13 protein-coding genes are annotated in these 12,405 nt (G+C 63.9%); 7 read left to right on the forward strand and 6 right to left on the reverse strand.

The annotated features are described in order from the left end of the window. Window positions 1–136 precede the first annotated feature (136 nt). The 5 genes from CDO87_RS16045 (at window position 137) to CDO87_RS16065 (ending at window position 5,437) form a co-directional block, all read left to right on the forward strand. Window positions 137–700 carry a L,D-transpeptidase gene (locus CDO87_RS16045; protein ID WP_100929707.1) on the forward strand — a complete coding sequence of 188 codons (564 nt, stop codon included), beginning with the start codon at window positions 137–139 and terminating at the stop codon, window positions 698–700. Between the two features lie 162 nt (window positions 701–862). Continuing rightward, window positions 863–1,396 carry a superoxide dismutase family protein gene (locus CDO87_RS16050; protein WP_254698164.1) on the forward strand — a complete coding sequence of 178 codons (534 nt, stop codon included), beginning with the start codon at window positions 863–865 and terminating at the stop codon, window positions 1,394–1,396. 126 nt (window positions 1,397–1,522) lie between these two features. Then, window positions 1,523–2,227: a CoA transferase subunit A gene (locus CDO87_RS16055; protein WP_100929708.1), complete on the forward strand. Its 705-nt coding sequence runs from the start codon at window positions 1,523–1,525 to the stop codon at window positions 2,225–2,227. Next, window positions 2,227–2,850 carry a CoA transferase subunit B gene (locus tag CDO87_RS16060; protein WP_100929709.1) on the forward strand — a complete coding sequence of 208 codons (624 nt, stop codon included), beginning with the start codon at window positions 2,227–2,229 and terminating at the stop codon, window positions 2,848–2,850. The genes CDO87_RS16055 and CDO87_RS16060 overlap by 1 nt, the downstream gene beginning before the upstream one ends. 229 nt (window positions 2,851–3,079) lie before the next feature. Further along, window positions 3,080–5,437, forward strand: a complete 2,358-nt coding sequence (locus tag CDO87_RS16065) for a mechanosensitive ion channel domain-containing protein (protein WP_100929710.1) — start codon at window positions 3,080–3,082, stop codon at window positions 5,435–5,437. 334 nt (window positions 5,438–5,771) lie between these two features. Here CDO87_RS16065 and CDO87_RS16070 read toward each other — a convergent pair whose 3' ends face one another. Together CDO87_RS16070 and CDO87_RS16075 are read right to left on the reverse strand one after the other, a co-directional pair. Beyond that, on the reverse strand, window positions 5,772–6,221 hold the full coding sequence (locus tag CDO87_RS16070) for a phasin family protein (RefSeq protein WP_100929711.1): 450 nt from the start codon (window positions 6,219–6,221) through the stop codon (window positions 5,772–5,774). 126 nt (window positions 6,222–6,347) lie between these two features. After that, entirely contained in the window at window positions 6,348–8,150 is a 1,803-nt protein-coding gene (locus CDO87_RS16075; protein WP_100929712.1) for an alpha/beta hydrolase, read from the reverse strand. 132 nt (window positions 8,151–8,282) lie between these two features. Between CDO87_RS16075 and phaZ the strand changes: the two genes are divergently transcribed. Continuing rightward, entirely contained in the window at window positions 8,283–9,551 is a 1,269-nt protein-coding gene (gene phaZ / locus CDO87_RS16080; protein WP_100929713.1) for a polyhydroxyalkanoate depolymerase, read from the forward strand. A gap of 131 nt (window positions 9,552–9,682) precedes the next feature. Here phaZ and CDO87_RS16085 read toward each other — a convergent pair whose 3' ends face one another. Continuing rightward, window positions 9,683–10,222, reverse strand: coding sequence for an adenine phosphoribosyltransferase (locus tag CDO87_RS16085; protein WP_100929714.1), 540 nt, complete (start codon window positions 10,220–10,222; stop codon window positions 9,683–9,685). Window positions 10,223–10,515: 293 nt separating this feature from the next. On the opposite strand from CDO87_RS16085, the gene CDO87_RS27045 reads away from it, so the two are divergent. After that, on the forward strand, window positions 10,516–10,683 hold the full coding sequence (locus tag CDO87_RS27045; RefSeq protein ID WP_198521738.1) for a hypothetical protein: 168 nt from the start codon (window positions 10,516–10,518) through the stop codon (window positions 10,681–10,683). A gap of 48 nt (window positions 10,684–10,731) precedes the next feature. On the opposite strand, the gene CDO87_RS16090 is transcribed toward CDO87_RS27045, so the two are convergent. Genes CDO87_RS16090 through CDO87_RS16100 form a run of 3 tightly spaced genes read right to left on the reverse strand, consistent with a single transcriptional unit; the run spans window position 10,732 to window position 12,402 of the window. Next, window positions 10,732–11,352 carry a LysE family translocator gene (locus CDO87_RS16090; RefSeq protein WP_100929715.1) on the reverse strand — a complete coding sequence of 207 codons (621 nt, stop codon included), beginning with the start codon at window positions 11,350–11,352 and terminating at the stop codon, window positions 10,732–10,734. 4 nt (window positions 11,353–11,356) lie between these two features. Next, entirely contained in the window at window positions 11,357–12,034 is a 678-nt protein-coding gene (locus CDO87_RS16095) for a DUF2927 domain-containing protein (RefSeq protein WP_157815017.1), read from the reverse strand. Window positions 12,035–12,045: 11 nt separating this feature from the next. Further along, entirely contained in the window at window positions 12,046–12,402 is a 357-nt protein-coding gene (locus CDO87_RS16100) for a 5'-methylthioadenosine phosphorylase (protein WP_100929717.1), read from the reverse strand. Between the last annotated feature and the right edge of the window lie 3 nt (window positions 12,403–12,405).

The following is a 12,405-nucleotide window of genomic DNA, read 5'->3' on the forward strand; positions in this document are numbered from 1 at the left end:
CGGAAAGCCGCCTCCAACCGTCTGATCTGTTGCGAAAAAGCACTCACATTCGTGGTAAAGAATGTGTGATTTCCAAAACCCGCCACCCGCCTCCATGTTGCCCGCATCGAAACAGGCAACAAGGAGGGATCCCTTCATGACGAAGTCGAGCATCACCCGGCGCAAGCTGCTGAACACCGGTCTCGTGGCAGGGGCCGCGGCGCTGATCGTCCCGGCCACGGCGCGTGCGGCGGACGTGCGGCGCAACGTCTCCAGCTTCGTGATGCAGGACTGGCGCGACCATTTCTCGGAGATCGGGAAAGGCTGCATCGTCTGCGATACCGAAAGCCGCGCGCTGCACTACTGGGCGGCCGATGGCGTCGATTACCGCATCTACCCGACCTCCGTGCCGAAGTCCGACGAGCTGACGAAGCGCGGCTATACGGAGATCGTGCGCAAGAAGGTCGGCCCCTCCTGGACCCCCACCGCCAGCCAGATGGAGCGTTTCCCTGACTGGAAGCCCGTCGCAGGCGGCGCGCCCGACAATCCGCTGGGCACGCATGCGATGTACCTGAGCTGGCCCGCCTACCTGATCCACGGCACCCATGACACGCGCAAGATCGGGCGCCGGTCGTCCGACGGCTGCATCGGGCTCTATAACGAGAAGATCGCCGAACTGTTCGAGATCACGCCCATCGGCACGCAGGTCCGCCTGATCTGACTTGGGATCCGTGACTGGGGACCTCTGAGTGGGGTCCTGCCCTTTTTGCGCTACCTCCGAACCACCGGGACAACGCGGGCGTTGGTCCATGGTACGCCCCTGCACGGGCTCCTCCGGGAAGCCCGTGCCGACAAGGGGCACCCAACCAGAGGAGGATAGATCGTGACACGTTTCATGCTGACCACCGCCATGGCGGCGATGCTTGCATCGGGCGCCTGGGCCGAAAGCCACGGGGCCGCGATGGACCAGCCGGGGCAGACCGCTTCGGCCGACCTGATCAACACCGACGACGAGAGCATCGGCACCGCCACCCTGACCGACGGTCCGGCGGGCATGCTGATCCATGTCCGTGTCGAAGGGCTGACACCGGGCAAGCACGGTCTGCACCTGCACGCCGTCGGCACCTGCGAGTCCTCCGAGGGCTTCACCACCGCCACCGGCCATGTCGGCAAGGTGGAGGGCGGCCACGGCCTGCTGAACCCCGAAGGTCCGGAGCCGGGCGACCTGCCCAACATCTTCGTGGGCGAGGACGGCATCGGCGAGATGGAGGCCTATTCGACGCTCGTGGATGTGGCGTCCCTGCTGGATGAGGACGGCTCCACCTTCATCATCCACGCACAGGGTGACGACCACATGTCCCAGCCCATCGGAGGGGCGGGCGACCGCGTCGCCTGCGGGATCATCAAGGGTCAGTGACACAATGAGGGGGCGGTCGGTTCGGCCGCCCCCGTCGCGTTGGGGCGCTACCATGACGCGGCCGCGTTGACTCTCTGCTGCAGAGCGGCGACAACCTGCGTCAGTACCGCACAGGAGGGGTGTTTCATGAAGAAGGTATACGGTTCGGCGTCCGAAGCGCTGGACGGCCTGTTGAGCGACGGCATGCTGATCGCGGCGGGCGGGTTCGGTCTTTGCGGCATTCCCGAGCTTTTGATCGACGCCTTGGTGGAAAGCGGCGTGAAGGACCTGACGGTCGCGTCCAACAATGCGGGCGTCGACGATTTCGGCCTCGGCAAGCTGTTGGCGACCCGCCAGATCAAGAAGATGATGTCGTCCTACGTGGGCGAAAACAAGGAGTTCATGCGCCAGTACCTCGGCGGTGAGCTCGAGCTGGAATTCAACCCGCAGGGCACCCTGGCCGAGCGCATGCGCGCCGGTGGGGCAGGTATTCCGGGCTTCTACACCAAGACCGGCGTCGGCACCCAGATTGCCGAAGGCAAGGAAGTGAAGACCTTCGACGGCGAGGATTACATCCTCGAACGCGGGATCTTTGCCGACCTCTCCATCGTGAAGGCGTGGAAGGCCGACGATACCGGCAACCTCGTGTTCCGCAAGACGGCGCGCAACTTCAACCCGCCGGCCGCGATGTGCGGCAAGGTCTGCGTGGTCGAGGTCGAAGAGATCGTGCCCCGTGGCTCCCTCGACCCGGATCACATCCATCTGCCCGGCATCTACGTGCACCGGATCGTTCAGGGCGAACACGAGAAACGGATCGAACAGCGCACGACGCGCAAGCGGGAGGAAGCGTAATGCCCTGGGATCGTAACCAGATGGCCGCACGCGCGGCGGAAGAACTCGAAGACGGCATGTACGTGAACCTCGGCATCGGCATCCCGACGCTGGTGGCGAACTACGTGGGCGACAAGGACATCACGCTTCAGTCCGAGAACGGCATGCTGGGCATGGGGCCGTTCCCCTTCGAGGGCGAAGAGGATCCGGACCTCATCAACGCGGGCAAGCAGACGATTACCGAACTGGCGCGCACGTCCTACTTCGACAGCGCCATGTCCTTCGGCATGATCCGCGGCGGCAAGATCGCGGCGGCGATCCTCGGCGCCATGGAAGTGGCCGAGAACGGCGACCTCGCGAACTGGATGATCCCCGGCAAGCTCGTGAAGGGCATGGGCGGCGCGATGGACCTTGTGGCCGGTGTCGGCAAGGTCATCGTCGTGATGGACCATCAGAACAAGGCAGGCGAGTCCAAGGTGCTGAAGGAATGCACCCTGCCGCTGACTGGCAAGGGCGTGGTGAACCGCATCATCACCAACCTCGGCGTACTCGACGTGGTCGAGGGCGGTCTGAAGATCGTCGAATGTGCCGATGGCGTGACCGAGGACGAGATCCGCGCGGCGACCGACGCGACCATCGTCTGATTTTCGATGCACGGCATAGGGGGCGGCTCCGCTTGGGGCCGCCTTTTTTGTTGACCGGGCGGGGCGGCAGACCGCTTCCACACGGTCATCGGCGGCGCATTTTCTTGACCTCGCACCCGCAGCGCTAAGTCGTTTGGCGCAATCCGCGCCTGGCGGGGCAGGGACATTGGCCCCGCGGGGGACAGCGCGGTCTCGGAACGTTGAGCAGAACAAGAACAAGGAGCTCTTCATGAGGGTTCATATCCGGCAGGGTCTGTTTGCCTGCCTTGTCGCCTTACTCGCAATCCTTGCCCTTCCGGCTTCTGTGCAGGCGCAGGACACCGCGGCAACGACCGGTGTCGCCAGCGGTGTAGAGGCACTGACACCCGCGCAGGCCAAGGCGCTGGCCGATCTTCTGGCCGACGACGCCACGCGCGGCGCGCTGATCGACGCCCTGAACCGCACCGGAGAGCCTGCGCAGGCCAGCGACACCTCCGGCGAAACCGTGACCGAGGCGGTTACCGGCGCGGTCGAGGACGAGGCGACGGACCCCGGTGAAACCTCCTTCAGCCGCCGGATTGCAGCCGCCACGCAGGACACCGCAGAGCGCATCGCGGGCAGCCTCGGACGGTTCTGGCAGGGGTTCAGCCGGGCGCCCGAGACATTGGGCAGCGCCCTGTCGATCAATCCCGACATCATCCTGACCGCGCTGCGTGACCTCGCCCTGGTAATCGTCGCGACGGTCCTGCTTTACAATGTCCTCAGGTGGATCGCGAAACGGCTGTTCCGCCGGATGGGCAACCTGGCCGGGGATGCAGGCCCGGCACAGACCGCGCTGATCATCGTCACCTCCGTCATCATCGACGCCATCGTGGTGGTGATCGCCTGGGGAGCCGGCTACGCCCTTGCGATTACGGCCTTCGGCGACGCCGGGCAGATCGGCATCCGGCAGACAATGTACCTCAATGCCTTCCTGATCGTGGAAATGGTCAAGGTGCTGATCCGCGCCGTCATGTCGCCCACCACTGCGCAACTGCGCACCGTGAACGTTCCGGACCGGGGCGCGCGCTATGTCGCGCGGTGGCTGACCTTCCTCGTCAGCCTGCTGGGCTACGGCCAGCTGCTGGTGGTGCCGATCATCAACCAGAACGTCAACTTCACCACCGGGCGGGGCGTGTCCACGCTGATCTCTGCCGTGGCCATCGCCATCCTGATCTGGATGGTCCTGAAGTGGCGCCGGGTGGTGGCCGACTGGCTTCTGGGCGAACGCAGGCTGAGCGAGGGGCGTGGTCTCCTGAAGTTCCTCGCCCGCAACTGGCACGTCCCGGCACTGATCTATCTCGTGGTCGTGCTGGCCATCGTGCTGGCTCGTCCGGGCGGCATCCTTTTCCCGCTCCTGGGCACATCGGCAAAGGTGTTGGGTGCCATCGTGCTGGGCTTCATCGCCTCCAACCTCGTGAGCCGTGCCATCATGCGGGGCGTGCGGGTGCCCTCCGGGGTGTCGCAAAGGCTGCCGCTGCTGGAGCGCCGCCTGAACGCTTTCGTGCCGCGGGTGCTGACGATCCTCAAGGTGGCGATCGTGCTGGCGGTGGTCATGTTCACACTCAATACCGTCGGTGTTCTGGACGTTCAGGGCTGGATGGAAAGCCAGATCGGTGTGCGCACGACCGCCGTCGTCCTGCGGGTCGCGGTCATCCTGACGGTGGCCTTCCTGATCTGGCTGGCCGTGAATTCCTGGGTGGATTTCCGTCTGAACCCGGAATTCGGCTCCGTCCCGACGTCCCGGGAACAGACGCTTCTGGCGCTGTTGCGCAATGCGGTGACCATCGTGCTGGTGGTCATCACGCTAATGTTCGTACTGTCGGAGGTGGGCATCGACATCGCGCCGCTCCTCGCGTCGGCCGGGGTGCTGGGCCTGGCTATCGGTTTCGGTGCGCAGAAGCTGGTGCAGGACATCATCACGGGCGTCTTCATCCAGCTTGAGAACGCGATGAACGTGGGCGATGTGGTGACCGTCGGCGGGACCACAGGGACGATCGAACGCCTGACGATCCGGTCGGTCAGCCTGCGCGACCTGCACGGCGCATTCCACATCATCCCGTTCTCCTCGGTGGACATGGTGACGAACTACATGCGCGAATTCGCCTTCTGCGTCACTGACATGGGCATCGCCTACCGCGAGGACATCGGCGAGGCCAAGCAGGCGATGTTCGACGGCTTCGAGGAGTTGCGCGCCAATCCCGACTGGGGGCGGCATATCCTCGAGGACCTGCAGTGGTTCGGCCTGAACAGCTTTGGTGCCAGCGAAGTGGTGGTGCGCGCACGGATCAAGACGGTGCCGGGCCAGCAATGGGGCATCGGGCGTGCCTACAACGAGATCCTGAAACGGATTTTCGACGAGCGCGGCATCGAAATCCCGTTCCCGCACCAGACCATCTATTTCGGCGAGGACAAGCAGGGGCAGGCGCCCGCGGCGCCGGTCCGCATGACCATCGAACAGACGCCGAAGTCCGCCCCCGCGCCGTCCAGCGGGACGACGGGGCAGCCGGATACGCTGGACTCGTCGATCAACACCTCGCCCGACGACGAACCGCCGGGAGATCGGTGAGGACATCGTCGCGCCATGCGGACACAGCCGCATGGGCGGGGATACCCGGAAAACAGGAAACGCCCGCGCGAGGGATCGCGCGGGCGTTTTCATGTCCGGACGCAAACCGTTCCTGTGCCGTCACCCGTCGGTAGACCAGCGCAACGACCTTCGGGAAGCGTCATGTCGAAAGCGGAAACGACTGCGCCTCCCTGCAGGCCGCACGAGGTAATCCCGGCATACAGGGAGGCGCATAAAGAAGGGGCGGGCTCCTAAGAACCCGCCCCAGGATTTTGCGCCTGAATGGGAGGAGAGGGCGCAAAAAACCGGTCCTCGGCCCAGAAGGGCCCAGGGATTACTTGGCCGCTTCGGAGACTTTTTTGGTCGCCGCGGTCATCTCGTCGGTTGCCTTCTTGGCAGCCGCGGTCATGTCCTCGGAGAAGTCCTTGCCAGCGGCCATCATCAGCTCGACGGTGTCCATCTGCACTTTCTTCGCGATTTCGGCGAAGGTTGCCATGTGCTCGGCTGCGGCTTCGGCCTGAGAGGCTGCGAAGTCGGTCATCGCCTTGGCGTAGTCGGCCGGCTCTTCCTTGGCGGAAGACAGCTCGGCGATCTTCGACAGGGTTTCCTTGGTCCAAGATGCGGACAGCTCGGTCGACTTCTCGGCTGCTTCAAGCGCCACTGCGGAGAGCTTCTCGCTCATCGTCGCGGTGGTCTTGAAGGCGTCTTCCATTGCCTTCGTGTCAACCGGGAAAGAACCCATCATTTCTTTCATCATAGCGGTGAAGTCTTGCGTCTGTGCCATTTTATTCCTCGTAATCTCTCTGCTGCTCTGCGGGCCCGCCCCGCGTCTGTGCAACTGAGAGAAATATGCATGCTGCAGCGCAGCATTTCAAGTGTTTTTCTGCGCCGCAGCAAAAATTCCTTCAACTCATTGAATTTGTTTCGCCGCTTTCATCTTCACATAAGTGCCCGGCGCGGGGGCGAGAACCTCGTAGCCAGAATCACCCGGAACGCGAGCGTCCACCTTCTTTCCGGCGCGCTTCTTCAGCCACGCTTCCCAGTGCGGCCACCACGATCCGGGGTGATGTTCGGCGCTGGCCTTCCAGTCTTCGAAGGACAGGCTGAGATCGTCGTTGATGTAATGACCGTACTTGTCCTTGCCCGGCGGGTTGACGATGCCGGCAATGTGGCCGGACTGGCCCAGCACGAACTGCTTGTTCTTCGACCCCATCATCTGAACGCCGCGATAGACGTCCCGCGCCGCGGCGATGTGGTCCGTTTCCGTCGCAATGGACATCAGGGGCACGTCCACATCCGCCACCGACAGCTTTTCGCCGAACAGTTCATAGCCGCCCTCGGCGAACTCGTTGCGCTGGCAGAGCGCGCGGAGGTACTGGCGGAACATCTTGCCCGGCAGGTTCGCGCCATCGCCGTTCCAGTAGAGCAGGTCGAAGGCGGGGGGCGTTTCCCCCATCATGTAAGACTTGATCGCCGGTCCGTAGATCAGGTCGTTCGACCGCAGGAACGAGAAGGTCCGCGCCATGATGAAGTGCGGCAGCATCCCTTCCTGGTCGATCTCCTGTTCGATGCCGTCGGCAAAATCATTCTGCAGGAAGGGCGTGAACTCTCCCTGGTCGCTGAAATCGGTCAGGGCGGTGAAGAAGGTGGCCGACTTGACCGACTTGTCGCCGCGCTTCTTCATCAGCGACAGGGCGATGGACAGGGTTGTGCCGGCGATGCAGTAGCCGACGGCATTGACCTTGTCGACGTCGCAGATGTCCTTGGCGATTTCCATCGCCTTCAGGAATCCCTCTTCGACGTACTCTTCCATCCCCACGTCGCGGTAGCGGCCATCCGGGTTGACCCAGCTGACCACGAAAAGGGTGTAGCCCTGATCGACCACCCAGCGGATGAAGGAGTTCTGCGGCTTCAGGTCAAGGATGTAAAACTTGTTGATCCACGGCGGGAACAGCACGATGGGGGTCTCGTGCACCTGGTCGGTGGTGGGGCTGTACTGGATCAACTCCATCATGCGGTTGCGATAGACCACCTCGCCCTTGGCCGTGGCGATGTTCTCGCCGATCTCGAATGCGCTTTCGTCGACCAGCCGCACGACCATCTCGCCGTTGTTGGCCTCAAGGTCGGCAACGAGGTTCTCTAGCCCCTTCACAAGGCTCTCGCCCTCCGTCTCCACCGCCTTCATCAGCGCGTCGGGGTTGGTTGCAAGGAAGTTGGTGGGGGCGAACATGTCGATGATCTGCTGGCTGAAGTAGCGCAGGCGCCTCTTCTCCTTGGGGTCCATGTCGTCGATCGACTCGACCGCATCGCGGATCGCGTCCGCGTTGATGAGGTATTGCTGCTTCACGTAGTTGAAATAGGGGTGGGTGTCCCACAGGGGATTCTTGAACCGCTTGTCGGTGGGGCCCGGATCCTCGGGCGCGGACAGCTTTCCGGAGGCGAGCGCATGCTGCGCCTCGACGAAATGCGAAACGGTCTTTCCCCAGAATCCCACCTGCTGCTCGATCAGCTTGGCGGGGTTGGTGACCCACTCCTGCATGTAGGCCTGCGCCGCCTTTACATAGAGGGAACTGTCCGGCCCGTTCAGGGCTTCAGGGGTGGGATGGCGCCGTGTCAGCGCTGCAACCATGCGCTGTGAGAGCTCTTCGACCTTCTTGAGATTCTCCTCAAGCCGTTCTCTATCTTTCCCTGCGGCAACAGTGTTCGTTGTCATTTCAAGAATTCCCCCCTATCTTCGCAAACGCAGAAATACCGTCGCCGGGGTCGGGGGGCAAAGCGACGAAATGGCTCGGGTCCGACCGCCGACGTGGCTGCGTCGACCCCCATGATAATAGGAGTGGCTGTCATGCGCTACATGGCGACGTACGATCTGATGGAAACGATGCGTAATACCAGCCAATGGCTTGGCGCAACGGCCCGAACGGCTGCATCCTACCCGGCGATGTCCCTGATCCCCAACCCCATGATCCAGTGGATGGCCGCCTGGGGTGAGGTGACGGAACGCACCTACGAACGCATGGTGGTCAAGCCCGACTGGGGAATCCGCACGTTCACCTGCGAGGACGGCAAGGACCACCTCGTCGATATCCGCAACGTGGTCGAGAAGCCGTTCGGCAACCTGATTCACTTCGACGTCTCCGGACGCGAAGAACAGCCGCGCAAGATCCTGCTGGTCGCCCCGATGTCCGGCCACTACGCGACCCTCGTGCGCTCCACCGTGAAGTCGCTGCTGGTGAATTGCGAAGTCTACGTCACCGACTGGCACAACGCGCGCGACATCCCGGTGAGCTGCGGCAAGTTCGATGTTGAGGACTACACCCTCTACCTGATGGATTTCATGCGTCACCTCGGGCCCGACACCCACGTGATCGCCGTGTGTCAGCCCGCGCCGCTGACGCTGGCCGCGACCGCCTACCTGGCCGAGATCGACCCGGATGCGCAGCCGCGCACGCTGACCCTGATCGGCGGCCCGATCGACCCCGACGCCACGCCCACGGATGTGACCGACTTCGGACGCCGTGTGACCATGGGCCAGCTCGAGGAAACGATGATCCAGCGCGTGGGCTTCAAGTACAAGGGCGTGGGTCGCATGGTTTACCCGGGACTGCTGCAGCTCACCTCCTTCGTCAGCATGAACGCGGACCGGCACGTCAAGGCGTTCCAGGACCAGATCCTGCGCGTGGCCAAGGGGCAGGCGTCGGACCATGACGCACACAACCGGTTCTACGACGAATACCTCGCCGTGATGGACATGCCGGCGGAATTCTACCTGTCGACGGTGGAACGGGTCTTCAAGAACCGCGAGATCGCGAAGAACGAATTCGTGGTGAACGGCCACAAGATCGACATCGGCAAGATCACCAGCGTTGCGGTGAAGACGGTCGAAGGGTCGAAGGACGACATCTCCGCCCCCGGCCAGTGTGTTGCGGCGCTCGACCTCTGCACCGGTCTGCCGGCATCGAAGAAGGCGAGCCACCTCGAGCCGGGCGCAGGCCACTACGGCATCTTCGCGGGCAAGAGCTGGCGGAACAACATCCGTCCGCTGGTGCTCGACTTCATCGACGCCAACTCGGCCGCTCCGAAACAGGCGGAATCGAAGGTCGTCAACCTCTGACAACCCATTCCCGACGATGAAAAAGGCGCGCCCGGGTGGCGCGCCTTTTTAGTTTTCCAGTGGCTTGGCCCGCAGCTCCACGTCCCGCAAGGCGGATCGGTCTGTCTACGGGGCAGGGCGGCAGGCCGCCCTCAGAGCCCGCCGTATTCCACCAGCGTATGCACATCCATCCCGAGCGCCTCCAGCCGCTTGCGCCCGCCAAGGTCCGGCAGATCGACGATGAAGGCGCAGCCGATGATCTCACCGCCAAGCCGCTCAACCAGCTTGATCCCGGCTTCGGCGGTGCCGCCGGTCGCCAGCAGGTCGTCCACGATCAGGATCTTCTCGCCCGCCTCGATGGCGTCGTCATGCACCTCGACCACCGCCTCCCCGTACTCCAGCTGGTACTCCTCGGAGATCACGGCGCCGGGCAGCTTGCCCTTCTTGCGGACCGGCACGAAGCCTGCCGACAACTGGTGCGCCACCGCGCCGCCAAGGATGAACCCCCGCGCCTCGAGGCCCACGACCTTGTCGAACCGGACACCGGCATAGGGCAGAAGCAACTGGTCGATGGCCATCCGGAACCCGCGCGGATCGACGAACAGTGTCGTCACGTCCCGGAACATGATCCCCTCGTGCGGGAAATCGACGATGGTGCGGATGTAGTCCTTGATCTCGCGACGGGGTGGCATGAGGCCTCCGGATAAGAAAAAACCGCCCCAAGCGGTAGCGCGGGGGCGGTCCTGCCGCAAGCGTGTTGCCGTGAGTGGTGGTGCCGCGTCAGCGCAGGCGGGTCCAGGATGCGTAAAGCGCGCGCTTGAACCAGCTCAACCGCGGGCGGCGGCCGTCAAGACTGTCGTTCATGAAGATGGACTTGGCATGGAAAGGGCTCATGGGTATACCTCTGTTTTTATAGTTTTACGCTGTACTTTGTATATACAATTCGTGAACCGAAGGTCAATGACGGCAACAGGAGAAGACCGGTTTGGGCAAGGACGACAAGAAAAAGGCCAAAGGCAAGGACGCCCAGCTGGTGCTGCGACTGGATCGTGAGGACCGCGACGCCTTCATCGCCCTGTGCAAGGACATGGACACCTCCGCCTCGCGCGAGGTGCGGCGCTTCATCCGGGACTTCCTGAAAAGCAACGGCTAGGCGCGGCATGGCGTAGGGCAGGGCTTTGCGCCGCCGCCCCGCCAGACATCACGCCCTGCGCAGGGTCGCTGTCAGAACACCCATGCCGATCAGGGTCGCCCCCCCGGCCCGGGTCAGCCAGGTCAGCGCCGAGGGCCTGGCGATCCACTTCCTCAGCCGGTCGGCAGCCAGCGCATAGGCCAGCGCGTTCAGCGTCGCCAGCGTCACGAAGGTCGCGATCAGGATGGCGAATTGCGGCAGCAGCGCGCGCGCCGGGTCGATGAACTGCGGCACGAAGGCCACGAAAAACGCGATGCTCTTGGGGTTCAGCGCCGTCACCGCCGCGTTGTGCCAGTAGACCGACCGGGCCGAAACCTCGGCGCGGGGCAGGGACAGGCCCTCGGCGCGCGCCGACCGGATCAGTTTCACGCCCAGCCAGACCAGGTAGACCGCGCCCACCCATTTCAGCACGGTGAACAGCGCGGCAGAGGTCGCCACCAGCGCCCCCAGCCCCGCGAGCGAGGCGGACATCGCGACGAAATCCCCGGTGGCCACACCGGCGGCAGAGGCCACGGCGACCGACCTTCCCTTTGACAGGGCATAGGACAGCACCAGCAGGACGGTGGGTCCCGGGATCAGCAGCAGCGCGGTGGAGGCGGCGACAAAAGTCATCCAGATCGAAAGGTCCATGGGGTTACTCCGGTGGGTAATGGCGGCGCAGGGCCATGACGTCCTGCGGCGAGAATTGCTTGGTGTCGTTGCTGTCCTGCGAGAAGATCGAGACGCCCTCGTAGACCGGGTTGCGGATGTCCGTCAGCAACCCCAGCGCTTGGGTTACTTCTTCCAGCATGGCGGATTCGTAGTGCTGGATATGCAGCCGCGTACCGAATAGGATCGTTGCCCGCAGGATGGTCTTCGTATCGCTGCGCGACCAGACGATGACCCGCGCGCCCGTGACCGTGGTGCCGTCCGCGCCGTCGATCCCGGTCCGCGCCAGGGGTTTGCTGCCATCGGTGTCGAGGAAGTGGATGCTGATGTCCGCCTCGGACGCGGGCCCCACCTGTTCGACCCGGATGCCCGCACCGGCCGCGTTGATGTACTGCACCGCACGTACCAGCGCCGCCTCCGCCCGTTTCGTCTTGCCGCCCAGGAAGGCCCGGTCCATCGACGCGATCCGCACGCGCACCGGGCGTTCGTCGCTCCAGTGCAGCATCGGCTTGACGCAGCGAGCCCCCGGCGGGGCCGCGCAGGCCACGAGCCGGTAGAAATCGTCGTCCGACAGCCAGCCGTCGGATTCCACGTAATCCTGTGCGGCGGGGGCCGCGTTTGCGGTGAAGGCGGCCAGAACCAGGCCGCAAAAGGCAGGACGCATGGGCAGGCGGATCACTTCTGCGGATTGGTGTTGTCGATCATCTTGTAGACGACACGGTAGAGGTAGGTCGACGGCGGTGCCTGCCGGCATTCTGTCAGCGTGGCCTCGTAGATCTTCAGCCCGCCGACCTTCTCGACGATGTCGGTGAACCCTTTCTCGCGCTCCGTCGTCGCCCGGGTCCAGACACCCAGCACCCAGCCCGCCAGCTGGCCCTTCAGGCTTTCGTCCGACCCCTGGAAGGTCTCGATCACCTCGGCACAGGTCCAGCCGCCGGCGCCCATGATGTAGCTGTCGGTCGAACTGAAGGTGACCTGCGCCGACAGTGGCGTCGCGCATGACACGATCAGGGCGAGGGCAAGATGGCGCATCTC

The sequence above is a fragment of the Sagittula sp. P11 genome, from assembly GCF_002814095.1.
In the GTDB taxonomy this organism is placed as follows: Bacteria; Pseudomonadota; Alphaproteobacteria; order Rhodobacterales; family Rhodobacteraceae; genus Sagittula.

Coding starts and splice junctions, on each gene's coding strand:
- CDO87_RS16045 (WP_100929707.1), top strand. CDS start 137: ATGACGAAGTCGAGCATCACCCGGCGCAAGCTGCTGAACACCGGTCTC.
- CDO87_RS16055 (WP_100929708.1), top strand. CDS start 1,523: ATGAAGAAGGTATACGGTTCGGCGTCCGAAGCGCTGGACGGCCTGTTG.
- CDO87_RS16060 (WP_100929709.1), top strand. CDS start 2,227: ATGCCCTGGGATCGTAACCAGATGGCCGCACGCGCGGCGGAAGAACTC.
- CDO87_RS16065 (WP_100929710.1), top strand. CDS start 3,080: ATGAGGGTTCATATCCGGCAGGGTCTGTTTGCCTGCCTTGTCGCCTTA.
- CDO87_RS16070 (WP_100929711.1), bottom strand. CDS start 6,221: ATGGCACAGACGCAAGACTTCACCGCTATGATGAAAGAAATGATGGGT.
- CDO87_RS16075 (WP_100929712.1), bottom strand. CDS start 8,150: ATGACAACGAACACTGTTGCCGCAGGGAAAGATAGAGAACGGCTTGAG.
- phaZ (WP_100929713.1), top strand. CDS start 8,283: ATGCGCTACATGGCGACGTACGATCTGATGGAAACGATGCGTAATACC.
- CDO87_RS16085 (WP_100929714.1), bottom strand. CDS start 10,222: ATGCCACCCCGTCGCGAGATCAAGGACTACATCCGCACCATCGTCGAT.
- CDO87_RS16090 (WP_100929715.1), bottom strand. CDS start 11,352: ATGGACCTTTCGATCTGGATGACTTTTGTCGCCGCCTCCACCGCGCTG.
- CDO87_RS16095 (WP_157815017.1), bottom strand. CDS start 12,034: ATGCGTCCTGCCTTTTGCGGCCTGGTTCTGGCCGCCTTCACCGCAAAC.
- CDO87_RS16100 (WP_100929717.1), bottom strand. CDS start 12,402: ATGCGCCATCTTGCCCTCGCCCTGATCGTGTCATGCGCGACGCCACTG.